The following is an 18,350-nucleotide window of genomic DNA, read 5'->3' on the forward strand; positions in this document are numbered from 1 at the left end:
GCATGATTGGAGAGTAACGTCGCGCTGGTCATTACGTCGCATAATTATCGGGAGCGAATTTAGACTTGTATCAATGGCATGGGCACAAAAAAGTTGCAAAATGCCTCTGCTGAATGCGTCTCATACCTTGAAAGAAGTACATTATCGCTGTCCGCAGTATTGCGCAAAAGCATTTTCCACGGGCGTTAGGCATTGGATCCTCAAGGCCATAGATGCATTATCCAAGCGCCTTTCCCTTAACATTTATGCTGCGCGATTCACAACGCGCACTTGGTAAGGTAATTGCCTCACCGTCACGCCATGCATCGCAGAGGATTAGGCCGACATTATTAGTTCACTTGATTGACCTACGCAAAAAGGAAAGATGGATGACCACCTAGAATAAGATTACGATTTTGGAGTCATGTGGGCGCACGATTATAAATGCTTTGGTGTGTTTTGAAAAGAAATTTGAAGCCATTGTCATCGTAGCGAAATGACATGGGAGGTATGGTAGTGCAATATAAAAACACGGAACGCTCTCGCTTAATGACCGGATGGTTCACATTGTTTGTTATCGGAACGGATTTATTCGTCATCTCTCCTCTTTTGTCTCTGATTGCAAGAACTATCCGGATCAGCCCCGCGGCAGCCGGATGGATGGTCACTATCTTTGCCGTTATCTATGTGATTGCAGCTCCTAAAATCGGTGCGCTATCTGACATACTAGGACGAAGACGTATCATAGTCGGGGGATTGCTTCTTTTTTCCACAGCGAATTTTTTGACTAGTATAGCCTCGTCTTTCATTTTGTTGCTCGTGAGTCGAGCGTTTGCTGGCTTAGCTGCGGCAGCCGTAACTCCCTCTGTGTATGCCATCGCCGGGGACACTGCCCCTGAGGGTCGCCGGGGATCATGGCTCGCCATTGTGGGTTCGGGCTTGTTAACAGCTTTATGGATTGGGGCACCCGTGGGAACGTTACTCGCTCAGCGCTGGGGATGGCCGAGTGTGTTTGGGATTCTCAGCGGTTCGGCTTTGGCGTTAGCATTTCTCAATGAACGGGCTTGGCCGCATCAAGTATCGGCATCTTCGTCTCGATCGACGGTAGAATGGTGCCAACTAATCACTGCCGTGGGACCAACGGTTTTTTGGGGAGCCGGAGTTTACGGTTTTTATACGTATCTAGGAGTCATATTGCACCTTTATCATTATAGCGCATCCCAATTGGCGATGGCCTTGGTAGCCTACGGACTCGGCGCAGTCAGTGGAAGTTTGAGTGGGGGTAAATTCGCTGACCGGTTCGGAGCACGCCGGATCGCGACCACAAGTCTCATACTCCTTGGTGCAACCCTTCTTGTTATCCCGTTCAGTTTGTTCATCCCCATTTTGCTCATCGTTAATTTGTTTCTCTACGCCCTCATGGGATATGCATTTTTTCCATCCTATCAATCCAAGTTATCTCACGATTATCCCGGACATCGAACCACCATTTTGGCGTGGAATAATAGCGCCTTATATATCGGCATTGCTCTGGGTTCCGCTATGGGGAGTTTCGTCATCCAGGAATGGCAAGCTGATATTTTACCCATACTCAGTGGCGTGATTATCCTGATTGGATCGGCTGTCAGCGCAAAAGAGAAACAATGTCTACCAATATCTGATAGCTCTCGTACCGACTCTATCCAAAGACGGAGGTAGGATGTAATCCCCAACTTTTAAATTGGCTGGTGCCGTTACATCAGTGACACTGAGATAACATATTTAAAACTTACTAATCCCTTCGTGACTCCCAGATGCGCTGATGGCATAGTCAGTGACGATCCGGCATTGTGGGGAACGACGATGAATTAACGGGCAAAATTTTGAGACCCCGTTACATAAAAGATCGTGGTGCATAAGCCACTGCAGACAATCCCGTCACCTGGGCTTTTGTAAGGGAAACCGATTGCGCTACTAACAATCAAAAACGCGAATCCCTTACTGCAGAAAAACCCCCGCGAGGGCTGTATCACCTGTTAACGAATCAAAATGCTTGAGATGACGGACTGTAAAGAATCGGCAGCGGAATAGAAACTTTAGTGACCTTATCCCCGTTATTGTTGAGGATGTTTTGCCCGACCAATTCATATCCATAAAAATTCGGGATAGTCGCCGACGATGGCAACATCGTCCGTTGTCCGGTGACTTCGTTGTATGTCACCACACTGGCAGAGATCTTTCCATTGACACCCAAACTCGCCTCCCCATCTAAAACAAGACCATTCCACACGGCAACCCCCATGAACAGACCTCCCCCATTACTAAGACTGGCGAGTCCCGTAATGGTTCTCTGTTGGAGATTGAGATAATAGACGTTAAACGCGACTCCTTGAGCCGCATTGAACAGATGCGTCTCAATGACCAAGATGATCCCGTTATATGCTGGATAGAGAGTTTCAGGCCACGCGACAGTAGGGAATTGACCCTCTCGAACAGGACCTGGGTTGTAAGGATGAGATACCAGACCCCAATGAAACCACTTTATCCACGCCGTCTCCGCCATACTCGCCACATTCATTCTCTTGGCAAAGATCGATTGACCCGTCGTACTCCAAATGGGAGGAATGTCGCTCGTCAATAACTGAGCCCCTCTCGACAATAACCCGCCCTGAGAGCGCCACGGCGTCATCCACAGTTGAGCCGGAGCCTCAGGATATCGCGAAACGCCATTTCCCGTATAATGGCCCAAATGAGCCCAGATAAGATAGGGCCGACCGGATATAACAGTAGGAACAACCAGGTAATCGTTCGGATGCGTATCGCCTTGGGGCCAAAGCCAATGCACGCCGTCAATGACAAATCCTTGTCGCGTAAACTGTTCGGTTGAAAAAGATGTTCCCGTGTGTGATATCTGACTTCCCCTTATCGGCCATGCCTCATTGCTTGCGATGGCACCGGGTGTCCCAACAATGATCGGCGCCTGATCCGTATAATTGCCGGACGACGACGTCTTCTTGGCTGCCGGGCTCGAAGGAGTTGGAATGGAACTGGAGGGCGCAACCGGTGATTGGGCGCTCGGCAAGGGCGACCCATGACTTTTGGGTGATACACCGGATGTAGACAAGCTCATTCCACACCCTGCTAACAACCCGACCAAAATCCCGGTGATACCCATAAGTCGAAGCTGATGCCTCACCATGTCGCCTCCTAAAAATGCGCAGCCTGAAACCGAAATACCTATCCCTAATAACGTCCTTAGAACCCATCAGGTTACAGCAGTGAACCCTTTAGTGACCGTATTTCTCTAAAATATCCACTCCCTCCCCCTTTGAAACCAAAAAGAAAGGGGATCTATAGCTTTTGAATTCCTAATGTATCCCTAACCACTCTTGCTGGTATCTTGTTTCGCATGGTACCATGTAGAATATGATAGAAAAAGACGATCCATGGGGATTAGGACAATTGCGGCGTGGGGTTGTTGAATGGTGCGTGTTAGCCCTGCTACAACAGCACGAAAGATATGGTTTTGAGTTGGCTAAAACACTGTCAGCGGCCAATCTGATTGCCAGTGAAGGAACTATCTATCCCTTATTAGGTCGTCTCCGGCGAGATGGATTAGTGGAAACTCTATGGCGTGAATCGCCAGAAGGTCCCCCGCGGCGTTATTATGTTTTGACAGTAGCCGGAAAGGAATCTTTACAGCAATTTCGCAACCAATGGCAACAGTTCAAAGAAGCTGTTGACCATTTTCTCGGTGAAACCCAGGAGGAACACCATGACCACCACGAACCAAAATGATCAACTTATTCAGCAATATATGGACCAAATGAGGCGCGCGCTGAAAGATTTACCTCCGTCTCGGCGACAACAAATTTTAGAGGATATTGCTGAACACATTCGCAGCGCACGCATGCAACTCCCTGAGGAAAACGAAGTAAGCATTCGCCAAATCCTCGAGAATCTAGGCGATCCTGAAATGATTCGCCACGAAGCTATGCTCCCCTCCTCTCGCTCTTCCAATGGCTTTGACCAGTGGGTGCCCTGGCTCTTATTGTTTGGCGGATTTTTATTTTTGATCGGATGGGTTACCGGGTTGATCCTCCTGTGGCGATCGCCTACTTGGCGAACACGTGATAAAATCCTGGGCACACTGATTTGGCCTGGAGGTCTTGCGACCGTTTTCGTAGAGCTAGCATTACCAGCTGGTGCCACCACCCAATCATGTGCCGGTTTACCCAACGGGACCGTTCATTGTGTGACCAGCACCTCGGGATTTCATCTTCCCCTAGTGATAGGCATTCCGTTTTTGATTCTTGAAATATTCGCGCCCATTTGGGTCACAATGCGTTTAATGAAGATTTCTCGTCAAAGCATTTTGACATAAACCCTACTCACGAATCAGTCTCCGTGCCTCTGCGAGTTTCAATGAATCCCTCGCTATGTCTTGATATCTTGCGTTTCTCCATCGTAAGGACAATATTCCCTAAGAGACAAAAAGATTCCCTTTCGTGCCGCCTTATTTTTCGCGATGTGTACTCTGAAACGCTCCATACTGTATCTCCCCACCGTCATTACGCAAATGCCAATCTTAGCATGAGACGACGCCTCGCGTTGTCGTAGGGCTTGATGCTCGGTCAAATGATGGTTCAGGTGAATTGCTTGAGGTTAACAAATTTCCTGACTCTAGCCCCAGTGAAAGATCCTTGTGCTGCCATGGTGCATATTCCCTCTTCACACATGCCGAAATGAAGCGTCCCTTGGCTTCGCCTTGACGCGTTGACGAGGAAGAGCATTTAAAAATCGTTTCCGTTATCTGCATCCCGCACTTATTGATAATGATGGTTGCAATGGATCCGAAATACTTGCGTTGTTCAAATTTTTCAAGTAGGGTAATAAGGAAGAGGAGGAAGCGCCTTATGGATAATACCAACATGGAACAAATAACGGAACCGGTAGAAGGCGTCTTTCGCATTCCGATTCCCGTACCCTTGCCCTTAAAATATGTCTATAGTTATGCCATCACCCTAGGTTCTGAATATCTCATTCTCGATTTAGGCATGGATACGGAAGAGGCCCAACAGGCATGGAAGAACGCGAGTCAATATCTTGGCCTCAAACCCGGGCGCGTCAAAGCCGTCTTTATCACCCACTTTCATCCCGACCATGTTGGTTTAGCCCAGTTTGCTAGTCAGTCGTGGGATACCCCCATTTTTATGTGGGAAAAGGAACTGCAAACCGTTTATCAAGTTTTCGACCAATCGCCGGCCCCTCTCACGCCGTTTTTCACCTACCACGGTATGCCTGGGGATCTGGCTGAATATCTAGATCAAGAACGGTGGCTAACTCGGTGGGTGGTAAAGTTACCCCATAATCCCCCGATTCAACCCCTTGATCCCGCTCAAACCTGGGGCCCTTTCCAGTTACTTGACCAAGCCGGACATACCGATCATCAATTGTTATTGTATTGGCCCGAACGCAAGCTGTTGTTTACAGGCGATCAAGTGCTATCACGCATTACGCCCAATATTAGCTATTGGCCAGATGCTGATCCTGATCCACTCGCCTCCTATTTACAATCCCTTCAACAACTCGACGCCTTACCGGTCAGCTTGGGACTCGCTGCCCATGAAGCACTCATAGAGGATGTTCCCCAGCGCATTCAGGAACTCTTAGCCCATCATGAGGACAGAGCCAGGCGCATCGTCGAATTGTTGACCACGCCGCAAACCGCTTTTGAGGTCGCCCAGCGTCTCTTTACCCGGCCGCTGACACGCTTCCAGTGGCGATTCGCTGTCAGTGAAACCTTGGCCCATTTAGAATATTTGCGACGACGCCACCAGATTATGTTTGAAGATGCCAAGACCCATGGCCTATATTTGGCCGTACGCTAGTTGTTTAAGAGGCCATCCACATGGCAATGCGAAAAGCCGCTTGTTCGAGCAAGTGGATGCGCATCCGTTCTACTTCACGGGCACTGCGGGGTTTATCGACTAAGGGATAGATGCCTTTTAATGCTTGATTATAAAATTGCATATACTGATCGCCCAACCGTTCAACAATAGCGACTAAGGGTACGGCCAAAGGGGCTAAGCGCCTCGATAAAGTCGCAACCAAACTGAGATTTTGGGTCTTGTCAAGCGTCATTTGGGCTGTTAATACCCACTGCACATTAGCCCAGTACGTATCTAAATGTAAAAGATCTAGCAAATAGTCGGCAGCGGCTCTACTTTGAGCACCCATTCCGAGAAGTGCTAATCCGAGTCCGCCCCCTTCGCCAGCGCCGGACTGATCCAATAAGGGGGTCGAAAAGAATTCTTCCAGCAGCTGTGCATAATGCTGCATCTGCATATCGATAACGGGTAATTGATACGGGGATAATCCTTTGACACTGCCATCGGTAAATGTCACGCCCTCTTTACCTGTTAACGGTAAGGCCCGCAGATATAACATCACCAGGGGAACAGGAGGAATATGCAATTCGGTTTGTGTAATGTGATGGACTCGTTCTAACCCTCGTAATCCCCGGGGAACATCAGCACCCTGTTCATCGACAAAGCGTAACCCAAAGTACTCGAGTAAGCCCATGCCCCCATCATGCACCATCACGTCGCCTAGTGTAATGATGATTTGGCGAGGATGATAGCGCATCACATCCATAATCAACGGGCCTAATCCCCAAGAACTTGCCCGCATCACGTCTTGGATTTCACTGGCTCCCAGTATTTCAGCCGCATCAATCATGGCGCTACCATCAGGTAATAGCGCCCAGCGGCTATCCACTTCACGCCCCGCAGCATTCCATGTGTGTGAGCGGCGAATCCGTCCCGAAAGCGCACGAACTACGATGTCAATCGTACCACGTCCACCTTCGGGCACCGGACGCACAATCACCCGGGATGCACAACGACATTGGCGAATTCCCCGTTCTAAGGCATCCGCTACCGCTTGGGACCCGACATTCGGCAAAAACCTTGTTGGGGCAATTAAGATGTCCATGTTAGACTCCGTTGTGCGCAAAATACAATGGAGCTAGCGGTGGGACTCGAACCCACGACCTACGGTTTACGAAACCGTTGCTCTACCAACTGAGCTACGTTAGCGATCCATAGGGCATTATACACGGATTTATTGCATTTGACAACTCGCAATTTATTCCCGTGATAAATACCCCGGCTTTTCACCCGCCTGGTTGGTATACTCTAAAAGTTTTTGTGTTGTTTCGAGTGACGCCACTCCGGTAACTGGCAAATGGACCATGACTTGAAAACGTTCGATGGCCTTTTTCACCTCAGGAGTATAGACTCCACTCAAGGATCCGGAATACACCTTAGCCAGCCGCAATAAGCGCTGAAGCTCAACAACATCTTGCCCAATTTGACCGGGATTTATGGCACGGCGAATTTTGACATAGGGTGTAATACCTTCCACAATCACCGGAGTTCCTAAACTAATCAATGCATAGACTTGCTCAACATCATGATTATACATCCGAAAACATCCGTGAGATGCCACCGTTCCGACCGACCAGGGTTTATTCGTGCCGTGAATCCCGTAAATGCCCCACGGTGCCGAAAACCGTATCCAACGAGTACCAAATCCGTCTCCCCAAATCGCTTTTTGGGTCACCACAAATTCGCCGCGGGGACTGGGCGTTTCCGGCTTACCGACAGCGACGGGGTAGACGTTAAACAATTTGTTATTGCGGTAAAGATATAATTTCCGTTGAACCACATTAATCACGATTTTCGTGGGCACCTTCTCCGCGGCAGCCTTCACGGCGCGGTGCGGCATGCTCCAAATAAGGCCCCCATAAATGCCCACCAGCAATATCCCCGTCAGGATTAAAAACCACGGCCACCTAAAAGACGACCTGCCTGTAACTTTCATGGCGTGTCCACCTCCCACGCTGTCCACAAGGTAAAGGCTAGCCATACCGCTGCCATCACCTTGGCCGTGGGAAAATCCAGTAAGGACCATAGACTTTGTGGTCCAAATAGATTGGTGAAAGTTCCGGCAGGCGCCATCGCAACGACTAAAGCCGGAAGCCCATGCGTAATGATTTTGAAGCGGTCAGCGCGTACGCTCAATCCCTTCTTCACATATCCTACAAGACGACTCACTTCAGCCAAACCGAGCACAATGACAGGCCATAACACCATTTGCCAGGCCATCCACTCCGGTCGTTCATCAATGGGCAAGTCCCGAAATCCCCAACTCAGGATAACTAAGCCCAAGACCATCAAAAACGAGGATACGATTATCGCTACTTTCCGTATCATGACAAGCCACCTCGATTCACCCTATGTCGCCAAGGCTTTGTCTATGACAGGAAGTCTCAAAACGATATAAAAGACAAGAACGCCAGGCATAACTTTAAGACGGTGAGCATATCGCATAAGATGTCGGTTCGCCTAGACGAAGAATAATGGAGGGTAATGCAATGTGCCCACACCCCTTACGGTCATGATTGTCATAGGAAGCGTAATTTTATCCACTCCGACCCTGTTTTGGGCTCTAGGCGCCCAGAGTCAACTTGTCCGTATCTTGCACATCACTTCATGCCTTTTGATGGCCCGTTTACTTTTTGTCGTGGCGACTTTTCGCCCAGATCGCACCTGTACGTTCTGAGTCGGAATGTTTTCGGGAATGATGGGGCTTACCTTCCGCACGTGGTGAGAACAAAAAAATTATTTTTTTGGGGCTGATCGCAAAGGAGATAGTGCCTTGCATGGCGAAGTAATCTCTTATGAACACACCAATGCCTACACCGCTCGTTGTGGGAGCCGGACCGGTCATCCGGGCCCTCTGTGAGGAAATCGGATTAGTCGAGGCCGTGAATCAGACCGTGGCGTGGGATGCGCAGCGTTGCCATCTGTCGCCCGGTGAACGGATTTTCGCGCTTATCGTCAATTTGCTCACCGCTCGTCAACCGCTGTATCGCGTTCACGAGCAATTTCAGTTGACCGATGTGCCCTTATTATTTGGATCCGGCCGCACCGCGGCCGATTTTACCGATGATGCGCTCGGACGCGCTTTGGACAAAGTCGCCGCGGCCGGCGGTGCCACCGTTTTCAGTGCCGTCGCAACGCGAGCCCTCGTGCACGACCACGTGTGGACGCCCGATCATCCGGTGTTTGTCCACTGGGATAGTACGACTCGCTCGGTCTATGGCACGTATCCGGACCCTGACTCGGCAAGCGGAGTGCATCCCACCTATGGCCATTCCAAGGATCATCGTCCCGATCTCCGCCAAATTCTTCTGACGCTATTGGGGACCCGGGAAGGCATTCCCGTGGTGGGCACGGTGCAAGACGGGAATCTGAGTGATAAAACCCTCAATGCCGAGATGATTGCGGCCTTAGACGATTACTTTTCGCCCCAGCAACTCCAACAACTCGTCTATGTGGCCGATTCCGCTCTCGTCACGGGCCCCAACTTAAAGGCGATGGCTGATCGTTCGCTCCGCTTTCTCTCGCGTTGTCCGGATACCTTTCGGGCGGCGCAAGAGGCGAAAACGGCCGCCTTGGCGGCCAACGCCTGGGTTCCCCTCGGCAAAATCGGGGAGCGTACCGATGCCACTTCCTATGCGGCCGCAGAACAGACCGGCCACATTGAGGGTCGATCCTATCGCCTTGTGGTTTATCGTTCCGATCATCTGGCTGAGCGAAAAGCTCACACCATCGCCCGCCAGATCGACCGGGCCTATGATCAGTTAACCCGGGCAGCGACTCGCCTCGCGGGGACCGTGTTTGCCTGTGCTCATGATGCCGAAGCGGCCGTGGCCGCTTGGCAGGCTACCGCGCAATGGCATCATGTCGAAGCGACGGTCGTCGCGGAAACACAAGTCACCCAACGCGCGACTCGCGGGCGTCCTCGCCACGATGCGCCCGATCCGGCCACCACCACGGTATACCGGGTCCGTCCCACCATCGGGGCGGTCGATGCGCAACGCGTGCAGGCCGCACAGGACCGCGCAGCGACCTTTGTGCTCATCACGAATCTGCCCTCCACGCCTTTTGATGCCCGCCGATTGCTCGAAGAATACAAAGGGCAGACGGTCATTGAACAACGCTTTCGCTTTTTAAAAGATCCGACCTTTGTGGATGCGCTCTATGTGCAAAAGCCGGAACGGGTCGAGGCCTTAGGCTATGTGCTCTTGCTCGCCGCATTGGTGCTCAGCCTCATCGAACGCCGGGCTCGGCAGGCCCCGCCCCTTCCCACGCCAACCCGTGGTCTATTGGCGCGGCCCACCGGGCAGGAAGTGTTACATCATCTGCGTGGACTCATTGTCATGCCCCTCGATGCTCAGACCCGTCAACTCTTTGTCCCGGCGGTTCACACCCAGCCGGTAGCGGCCATTTTGGCCGCCTTGGGTTTCACAGACACGATTTACACGCAGGTGCCATCGAGACCCTCGGGATAAATTCCTCTGCTTTCACCCATCACGTGCGGAAGAGGAGATGGGGGCGAGCATTACGCAGATTTTCTGGCATCTTAAGCCCATCGTTGCGTCTTTACTACCTCTATTTGCCGGCTACGGAAATTGGGGCGCATTGTGTTACCGTTTTGAAATGCTGTTTTTATGGTGGCCCTATGTGGTTATGATCAGTGGTGGATTATTCTACGGAACGATGGGCTTTATTATAGCCTCTTGGGTTCAAAGAGGCACGAAGATTTCCGGGACCGTTTAATCTTGGGGGTTTTGTCCGTAGTGGCGGAATTGTTCGCGGACGTGGTCAACTTCCTCAGGAGTCAATACACGAGGATTGCCAACACAGCGAGCCCGGAACAATAACCGCGCCATCCATTCCACATCGAGAGCGGTTTGATAAGCCGATGATAGCTTTGGACCCACTGCCACTAACCCATGGTTCTTGAGCAAAACAGCGCGGTCGTTAGGGCCCAAAGCCGCCAAGGCATTATGCGCCAGTTGCTCAGTCCCGTATGTAGCGTATTCCGCACAATTCACTTGATAGGCGGATAAAGCCATTTGGTAGTGAATGGGCACAATCGGCTCTCCTAAGGCAGCAAAAATGGTGGCGTATTCCGAATGGGTATGCACAATCGCGCCAATATCCGGCCGCCTTCCATACAGCGTCAGGTGTAAGGGCAGTTCTGATGAGGGACGGGCATGACCTTCAATAACGTTGCCCGACGCTATGTCGACTCCGACGATATTATCCCTGTCAACCTCTTCAAAAGGCACCCCGGATGGGGTAATCCACAACACGTCTTTTTCACGCACACTCAAATTGCCAGTGGTACCAAAAGCGAGGTGATCGGTTATCATCCGGTGGGCATACGTTATAAGATCATTTACCGCAGTCATGTGCTGCCTCCATGAGGAAAATCATAAAAAATAGATCGCCATCTTGGCGAGATTTAATGGAGCGGAAGACGGGACTCGAACCCGCGACTTTCGGCTTGGGAAGCCGACGTTCTACCAACTGAACTACTTCCGCGTTCACGTGTTAACGATAACACGTTCCGTGCGTGAAATCAAGACACGCAAGAACCCGGCTCTCACATCATCGTTTTCTTAAGTTCGCCGAGCGCCCTTAGAGAATCCAAGCCGTATAAAATTTTTGCCCTCACACATACTTTAGCCATTACACTCTGCTCACGGAGTGACCCTGGAAAATGTGGAGGATTGAAAATATGGGATTCGTTAAGGTCTTTAGTGCCGCTGCGTTACTTACGGTATTACCTGTTCAAGTTGCCAATGCCCAGGCCTCGAGTAAATTACCGTCGTTTTCCACCATTCAACATCTCAATTCGGATGTTAAGGATTATAAAAAATTGAGCATGTGGGTCCCGGGCATGGGGATTCATGAAGGACGTTTGGCTCCATCCTTAGTGTTAATGATTAATAATCATCATCAAGTGGTAGGAATGGAACAAACGTTTCCCTCTACGCTCCCCTATCATAGTTGGATGGACCCCAAAACCACAGAATACAATGCAGGCCGGGCTTTCTACAGTCAACACCTGATGTTTGTGCCCCCGAGCCAGATTACCCCCACAATGTCCGCTAATGTTCCTTCAGATCTCACAAGCTTTGATCAATTTAAGAAAGTGAATGGGTCTCATGTGATTCCCTATTTTCAAATCAAAAAATTTCAACCCGGAGTGGGGTCCATCTGGGGACCTGATGGGCCCGCTTTGCGAATTATTCTAAGTCGCCATGAAAAAGTCGTTGGTGGCATCATGGCTGTACCTGCCAAATATGGTTGGAACCCGTGGTACGACCAAAAGGCCGGGCATCCCGTTCATGATCCCATATTAGGGAATGTCTATACTCAAACCGTATACTTCGTTCCCCGTTCACAAATTCGCTAGTCTTCCTCCGTTAGCCTCTAAAGCCGCCCTCCTTGCCCATCTGAGCGAGCGCGGCTTTATTGACTATCCATTACTAAAAGAAAATTTCGCGCTTTTACCTCGATGTGATCCTAAGACCCCCTTAAAACAGCATGGGAATTTGGATATTCTGAGGGGTTGATTAGAAAATCACCTCAGGTTTTAGGATGGATTGAATTGAGTCGGCATAGGGCAAAACAAATGGGAAAATGCTCTTTCAGTCACCCGTCACGATGAATTTTGTGTATTCTGAATCTGACCGTGTTAATGAATTGGTGTACCATCTGTGCCACCAGTTTACGGGGCAGGACTGAAAAGGAGCCAAACATCATTTGCAACGGATTACTCAGATCCGCCATGTTGTCGACGACACGAAGAAATTATTCTCCGGCTGGAGCATGCGGCTTGATGACCCCATCATCTTAAGAGATGCGGGTAACTTAATTTTGTGGTTGCGACCGTATCCCATCGTCGCTCGCGTCGCCACCCTGTTTGCCGGCGACAACGCAGATTTTTGGGGTGCTGTGTGGCGCCGGGAACTACAAGTTGCTGAGCATTTGATGCGGCATAACATTCCTATAGTCCCTCCTACCTCCGTGGTTCCTCCGGGTCCTCACCAGGTAGCAGGAAGTTGGATGACACTGTGGGACTATGCGGAATCCGTTAAACGCCCTCCTCTCGGCTTAGACGGCATTGCTATGGTTCGTAAATTGACGCTGGCAATGGAGTCTTTCCGTGAGACGTTGCCGTTCTGGGGGGCATGGATCCACGTACGGGAAGCAGTTGAACACCTTCGCCCTCTGGCTGTACGGAATCCGCGTGTGAAAAACGTCTTGAGGGAGGTCGAGGTCGTTGAACAACGGATGAAAGACGAACCATTGTTTCCCGCCCATGGCGATGCCCATCCGGGAAATCTCTTACCGACTCACAACGGTTACCGGTGGATTGACTTTGAAGACGTATCACTGATGCCGCGATTTTGGGATTTGGCGACCTTTGTGGCCAATACCGCCTTGTTAGAAGGCATCGATCATCCGATCGTTGTTCATGCTCAACAACTCCACGACGTGTCAAACGATCCCGAGACTTTTTGGTGGGTACTACGCGCCCGGGTGGTCATGAGCCTTTCCTCCAATTTGGCACTGGCCTTGGCCGGACATGGAGATCGGTTCCTCGCCTTCCGTCAATGGGAGCGGTGGCCCCAATTTTTCCAGGAATGGACGCAAAACCAACCGGATTTCAGTGCATAATGAATGCCAGACGGCAATAAATGAGTCTTCCTCTTCCCGTCAGCCGTTTTGTTTGATATGGTTGTCTGCCCGCATCCCTTTGAAACATTTTATCTTTGCGTTATCTGAGCACTGCCTGACGCTTAGGCCTTTTGCGAATCTTGTCCCGGGCATTAATAAAAAAATGAGGACTTGTTCCTCATTTGATGAAGAATAAGTCCTCATGTGACGCTCCCTTAGAATATCCCCTCGGATTTCAACAGGCTTAAAAGAGCTCCTTGAGTACAATGGTATTGGTACGCTCGCGCCCTACCGATACCAAGACCAACGGCACGTTGATAAGTTCGGCAATGCGCTCTAGGTAGGCCCGTGCTTCCTTGGGCAAGTCTTCGAGCCGTTTCGCTTGCGTAATCTTGCCTTTCCATCCCGGAAAGGTTTCATATTCGGGTTCCACTTCGGCCAAAACTTCCACGGAATCAGGCAGTTCATGAATGAGTTCCCCATGATAACGATAGGCCGTAGCGATTTTTACCTCCGGCAAATCATCAAGGACATCTAGGCGTGTCACGGCTAAGCCCGTTAACCCGTTGACGCGTGCGGCATGACGCAGGACCACGGCATCAATCCAGCCTACCCGGCGGGGACGCCCCGTCGTGGTCCCATATTCATGCCCTCGTTCCCGAATTTCATGCCCTAATTGGTCTTGCAATTCCGTAGGGAATGGTCCATCCCCAACACGACTGGTATACGCTTTGACCACGCCATAAACCTGGGTAATTTTGGTCGGACCCACACCCGCCCCAATACAGGCTCCGCCAGCAATCGGGTGCGAGGATGTCACAAACGGGTAAGTCCCGTGATCAATGTCCAGCATGGTTCCTTGGGCGCCTTCAAACAAGACTCGGTCACCATTGTCGATGGCATCGTTGATGACAACGGACGTATTCGCAATATAGGGCCGCATCCGTTCCCCATACGACAAATATTGTTGCAGCAGTTCGTCATAATCAAAGCCTTCGACATCGTAAGCCTTAGAAAATACTCGGTTCTTTTCGTCTAAGACTCGTTTAAGTCGCATCGCAAATTGCGCCGGATGTAGGAGATCTCCCACTCTAAGGCCTGTACGGGCGGCTTTGTCCATATAAGCGGGTCCAATGCCGCGCAAGGTTGTCCCCAACTTATTCACACCTAGACGGTCTTCGGCTAAAGCATCCATGCGGCCGTGATAGGGCATAATCAAATGTGCTTGCGATGAAATGCGCAACCGATCCGTTTGGATTCCGCGGCGATGAAGATAGTCAATTTCCTCAAACAAAACGCGAGGATCGACCACCACACCGTTAGCAATGACACAAAGCGTATCGGGATAAAAAATCCCGGACGGTATTAGGTGTAAACGGTATTCCTCATCACCGACGACGACGGTATGCCCGGCGTTGTTTCCTCCTTGATGGCGAACCACCATATCTGCTTGTTGGGCTAAATAATCAATAATTTTGCCTTTACCCTCATCGCCCCATTGGGTCCCCACCACGACCACTGCTGCCATTTCTCTCGTCCCTTCTGACTAAAATACGTCTACACTTCGACAGGCGTCGTATTAAAGAATTTACCAATATCTTTTTTGAACAAAAGATTGACAGTACCTGTCGGACCATTGCGCTGTTTAGCTACGATCAATTCGGTAATATCGGGATTGGCTGCGTCCTTCGTATAGTAATCTTCCCGGTATAAAAATGCTACGATGTCGGCATCTTGTTCGATAGCACCCGATTCGCGAAGGTCTGATAACATTGGGCGTTTATCCTGTCGGCTTTCAACGGCCCGAGACAACTGGGATAACGCCATCACCGGCACATCGAGTTCGCGTGCCAGAGCTTTTAACGACCGCGATATATCAGAAATTTCCTGTTGCCGGTTTTCAGCCCGCCGTCCGGACATAAGCTGCATATAGTCTATAATAATCAAACCAATGTTATGCTGTGCCTTCATTTGTCGCGCCTTGGCCCGCAGTTCCAAGGCGGAAATGCCGGGCGTGTCATCAATATATATGGGGGCTTCGCCTAAGCGCCCCAGCGCATGACTGACGACGGCCCACATATTGTCATCCATTTCACCCGTCCGCAATCTTTGCGATGGCAATTCCGCTTCAGCGCTTAATAACCGTAGCGCCAGCTGTTCCCGCGACATTTCCAGGCTAAAAATAGCCACTGGAGTATGGTCATGAAGAGCGACATAGCGGGCTAAATTCAAACACAGCATGGTTTTTCCCATTGACGGGCGAGCCGCTACAATGATGAGATCGGATTTTTGGAGACCCGCCGTCATCCGGTCTAAGTCATGAAATCCAGTGGGTAACCCCACCAGTTTTCCTTTATTAGCGTAAAGCACCTCGAGACGGGTAAATGTCTCTAAGAGCACTTGATGTAAACTCACATAATCCCGCTGTCCCGTTTGTGCCAACGCAAATAGTTCTTTTTGCGCCCGATCGACTAACTCTTGCGCCGGAAGCTCATTTTGGTAGGCATCCGCCACGAGTTTGGTAGAAACCGAAATAATGCGGCGAGTGATCGACGATTCTTTAACAATCCGTGCATAATATTCAACATGAGCTGCCGTGGGAACCGCCGAGGCGAGCTCCATAAGATACGCTAAACCGCCTACGGCTTCGAGTTGTCCCTTTTGCCGGAGTTGTTCCCCCACCACGACGACATCCAAGGGCTTGGCTTGGTTAAAGAGCTCCATGGCCGCCTCAAAGATTTTGCGGTGAGGTTCATGATAAAAATCCCCAGGCTGTAAAATTTCTACAGCCTTGGCCGCCGCTTCGGGATGAATGAGCATAGAGCCTAAGACCGAAATTTCGGCATCCGGATTGTGCGGCGGCGTCCTAACAGCATCAATACTCACACTAACACCTCAGCTAATACCTCTTCGACCGTACTGACAAAAAGAATTTTCATATCCCCAATGCCGGGAGGAACATCGCCGGCATTGTCTTTGGGAACCAACACTGTCGACAACCCTTGTTGACGGGCCCCAAAAATCTTTTCGGGGATTCCCCCTACGGGTTTTATCCGTCCGGATAACGACAATTCGCCAGTAATCGCCACCGTGGGCCGGATAGGAATTTGGGTTAGGGCACTGTAAATGGCCGTAAAAATGGCCACTCCGGCCGAAGGACCATCAATATTGCCCCCACCCACGACATTAACATGAACATCATATTGGGTGAGGTCCCGCCCCGTCAATTGCCTGAGAACAGTCGCCGCGTTAAAGACGGAGTCTTTGGCCATCGATCCCGCCGTGTCATTGAATCGCCAGCGCCCTTCGCCGTCTTTTTCACGAGGAAAGACCGTGGCTTCGATTTCTAAAACTAATCCTTGAAATCCGGCGACTGCTAGCCCTAAAGATCGTCCCACAATCGGTTCTAGGGAAATGGCCGGACGCACGGGAACGAGTCTAGAGCGACTAATGACATCTTTCATGACGTCGACATCGATGATTTGAGGCCGTTCATTGCGGCGCAGATACGCTACCGAAAAGGCATCCGCCAAAAGCCCTACGGCTTTGCGCCCTTCCAGAGTATATTGACCAATTAAATTGGCCGCTTCAGGCGTGATCGTCACCTGTAACTTCTCGGCTGCTTGCATGACAATCCGTTTAATGTCATCAGGCGTCAACGGATCAAAATAAATTTCGGCACAACGCGAACGCAAGGCCGGAGAGATTTCCTCGGGACTCCGTGTGGTCGCCCCAATGAGAATAAAGTCAGCAGGTGCGCCTTCCGAAAAGAGTTTGTGCACATATTTCGGAACATTGGGATCCGTCGGATCGTAGTACGGGGAATCAAAATAAACCCGTTTATCCTCCAATACTTTTAGGAGTTTATTTTGCAAAATCGGATCCATTTCCCCTATTTCGTCGATGAAGAGCACGCCTCCATGACTATCGGTGACCAACCCCGTCTTCGGTTCAGGTATGCCGCTTTCCGCAAGGTCCCGGCGTGCGCCCTGGTATATCGGATCATGAACCGAGCCTAGCAAGGGATTCGTAATCTCACGAGGATCCCACCGGAGAGTGGTGCCATCCGCTTCCACAAACGGCGCCTCCTCGCTAAAAGGACTCTGCGGAACCGTTCGAGCCACTTGTAACACCAAGCGGGCCACCGTTGTCTTTCCGACACCAGGCGGGCCGTACAACAACACATGCTGCGGATAGGGGGAAGCCAATTTGGCTAAAAGACTATCAATAGCGTCTTCTTGGCCGATGACTTCTTCGAGTCGTTCGGGTCGCATCACCTCTAAGGCCGATTGCGTCAACCCGCTCTGGTCAAGTTTCACTAACTGGGCAAATTTCTTTAAGGTTTCGGGTGTTTCAGGACCGCCATCTTCTTTCAGAATTTGATTGCGAATGTCCCGTACGTAATCCTCATGCCGTTCTTGCATTTTTTCGGCAATCCGTTTTTCGAGGTCGTCTTCCAGGGTTCGGCGGGCTAAAATATCGGCGAGCTCATCTTCCAACTCGTCCAGTAAAGGTCCGATTTCTTTTTTGGTTGGCACTTCGTTAAACGATGGATCTTCCCGGACTAATTTTGCCAAAGCCAGGGTCCTTAACCCTAGATCGTCAGAGCGCAGGTATTTAAGAGCCTGCAATTTCCCGGCCCGCAATATTAACCGTTCCGGTCCATAAATTTGCATCAAAATTTCATGCAAGGCCGCGACCCGGCGTTCTAGAGTATTTGCCTGTTTTCGTGCTTTGGGTTCTGGTTTCTTTGCGTTATCTGCCATACTCACCCTCCTTACCCTG

General features: G+C 50.5%; 16 protein-coding genes and 2 tRNA genes. 8 read left to right on the forward strand and 10 right to left on the reverse strand.

The window, feature by feature from the left end; translation table 11 throughout:
• Window positions 1–495 precede the first annotated feature (495 nt).
• A complete protein-coding gene (locus tag B8987_RS05720) occupies window positions 496–1,677 on the forward strand; it encodes an MFS transporter (RefSeq protein WP_020375165.1) in 1,182 nt (393 codons plus the stop codon).
• 325 nt (window positions 1,678–2,002) lie between these two features.
• Here B8987_RS05720 and B8987_RS05725 read toward each other — a convergent pair whose 3' ends face one another.
• Window positions 2,003–3,157 carry a hypothetical protein gene (locus B8987_RS05725; RefSeq protein ID WP_139793473.1) on the reverse strand — a complete coding sequence of 385 codons (1,155 nt, stop codon included), beginning with the start codon at window positions 3,155–3,157 and terminating at the stop codon, window positions 2,003–2,005.
• A 227-nt stretch (window positions 3,158–3,384) separates the two neighbouring features.
• On the opposite strand from B8987_RS05725, the gene B8987_RS05730 reads away from it, so the two are divergent.
• The 3 genes from B8987_RS05730 to B8987_RS05740 all read left to right on the forward strand — a co-directional run bounded on the left by B8987_RS05730 (window position 3,385) and on the right by B8987_RS05740 (window position 5,849).
• Window positions 3,385–3,756, forward strand: a complete 372-nt coding sequence (locus B8987_RS05730; RefSeq protein ID WP_020375167.1) for a PadR family transcriptional regulator — start codon at window positions 3,385–3,387, stop codon at window positions 3,754–3,756.
• Window positions 3,734–4,342, forward strand: a complete 609-nt coding sequence (locus tag B8987_RS05735) for an HAAS signaling domain-containing protein (RefSeq protein ID WP_020375168.1) — start codon at window positions 3,734–3,736, stop codon at window positions 4,340–4,342. The genes B8987_RS05730 and B8987_RS05735 overlap by 23 nt, the downstream gene beginning before the upstream one ends.
• A gap of 532 nt (window positions 4,343–4,874) precedes the next feature.
• On the forward strand, window positions 4,875–5,849 hold the full coding sequence (locus B8987_RS05740) for an MBL fold metallo-hydrolase (RefSeq protein ID WP_176213156.1): 975 nt from the start codon (window positions 4,875–4,877) through the stop codon (window positions 5,847–5,849).
• 4 nt (window positions 5,850–5,853) lie between these two features.
• On the opposite strand, the gene B8987_RS05745 is transcribed toward B8987_RS05740, so the two are convergent.
• The 4 genes from B8987_RS05745 to B8987_RS05760 form a co-directional block, all read right to left on the reverse strand.
• Window positions 5,854–6,954 (reverse strand): glycerate kinase, encoded by a 1,101-nt coding sequence (locus B8987_RS05745; RefSeq protein ID WP_084660953.1) that lies wholly within the window; start codon window positions 6,952–6,954, stop codon window positions 5,854–5,856.
• Window positions 6,955–6,982: 28 nt separating this feature from the next.
• A tRNA-Thr gene (locus B8987_RS05750) sits at window positions 6,983–7,058 on the reverse strand.
• 49 nt (window positions 7,059–7,107) lie between these two features.
• Window positions 7,108–7,845, reverse strand: coding sequence for a L,D-transpeptidase family protein (locus B8987_RS05755; RefSeq protein WP_020375171.1), 738 nt, complete (start codon window positions 7,843–7,845; stop codon window positions 7,108–7,110).
• The gene (locus B8987_RS05760) at window positions 7,842–8,237 is read right to left on the reverse strand and encodes a hypothetical protein (protein WP_020375172.1); all 396 of its coding nucleotides are present in this window, start codon (window positions 8,235–8,237) and stop codon (window positions 7,842–7,844) included. Before B8987_RS05760 ends, B8987_RS05755 begins: the two co-directional genes overlap by 4 nt.
• 479 nt (window positions 8,238–8,716) lie before the next feature.
• On the opposite strand from B8987_RS05760, the gene B8987_RS05770 reads away from it, so the two are divergent.
• Together B8987_RS05770 and B8987_RS05775 are read left to right on the forward strand one after the other, a co-directional pair.
• Window positions 8,717–10,381 (forward strand): IS1634 family transposase, encoded by a 1,665-nt coding sequence (locus tag B8987_RS05770; RefSeq protein ID WP_176213264.1) that lies wholly within the window; start codon window positions 8,717–8,719, stop codon window positions 10,379–10,381.
• A gap of 37 nt (window positions 10,382–10,418) precedes the next feature.
• Window positions 10,419–10,649, forward strand: coding sequence for a hypothetical protein (locus tag B8987_RS05775; protein WP_084660955.1), 231 nt, complete (start codon window positions 10,419–10,421; stop codon window positions 10,647–10,649).
• On the opposite strand, the gene B8987_RS05780 is transcribed toward B8987_RS05775, so the two are convergent.
• Both B8987_RS05780 and B8987_RS05785 read right to left on the reverse strand, forming a co-directional pair.
• Window positions 10,646–11,287, reverse strand: a complete 642-nt coding sequence (locus tag B8987_RS05780) for a class II aldolase/adducin family protein (RefSeq protein WP_020375175.1) — start codon at window positions 11,285–11,287, stop codon at window positions 10,646–10,648. The genes B8987_RS05775 and B8987_RS05780 overlap by 4 nt on opposite strands.
• A 57-nt stretch (window positions 11,288–11,344) precedes the next feature.
• Window positions 11,345–11,420, reverse strand: a tRNA-Gly gene (locus B8987_RS05785).
• Between the two features lie 196 nt (window positions 11,421–11,616).
• Between B8987_RS05785 and B8987_RS05790 the strand changes: the two genes are divergently transcribed.
• On the forward strand, window positions 11,617–12,297 hold the full coding sequence (locus B8987_RS05790) for a hypothetical protein (protein WP_020375176.1): 681 nt from the start codon (window positions 11,617–11,619) through the stop codon (window positions 12,295–12,297).
• A gap of 350 nt (window positions 12,298–12,647) precedes the next feature.
• Window positions 12,648–13,565 (forward strand): phosphotransferase, encoded by a 918-nt coding sequence (locus tag B8987_RS05795; RefSeq protein ID WP_020375177.1) that lies wholly within the window; start codon window positions 12,648–12,650, stop codon window positions 13,563–13,565.
• A gap of 244 nt (window positions 13,566–13,809) precedes the next feature.
• Here the strand turns inward: B8987_RS05795 and B8987_RS05800 are convergent, their stop codons facing one another.
• The 3 genes from B8987_RS05800 to lonC are packed head-to-tail and all read right to left on the reverse strand — an operon-like array spanning window position 13,810 to window position 18,331.
• Complete coding sequence (locus B8987_RS05800; protein ID WP_020375178.1) at window positions 13,810–15,093, reverse strand: adenylosuccinate synthase; 1,284 nt, start codon at window positions 15,091–15,093, stop codon at window positions 13,810–13,812.
• A gap of 29 nt (window positions 15,094–15,122) precedes the next feature.
• A complete protein-coding gene (gene dnaB / locus B8987_RS05805; protein WP_020375179.1) occupies window positions 15,123–16,451 on the reverse strand; it encodes a replicative DNA helicase in 1,329 nt (442 codons plus the stop codon).
• The gene (gene lonC, locus B8987_RS05810; protein WP_020375180.1) at window positions 16,448–18,331 is read right to left on the reverse strand and encodes a Lon family ATP-dependent protease; all 1,884 of its coding nucleotides are present in this window, start codon (window positions 18,329–18,331) and stop codon (window positions 16,448–16,450) included. Before lonC ends, dnaB begins: the two co-directional genes overlap by 4 nt.
• Window positions 18,332–18,350 lie beyond the last annotated feature (19 nt).

Origin of the sequence: Sulfobacillus thermosulfidooxidans DSM 9293 (genome assembly GCF_900176145.1) — a bacterium.
GTDB classification, from domain to species: domain Bacteria; phylum Bacillota; class Sulfobacillia; order Sulfobacillales; family Sulfobacillaceae; genus Sulfobacillus; species Sulfobacillus thermosulfidooxidans.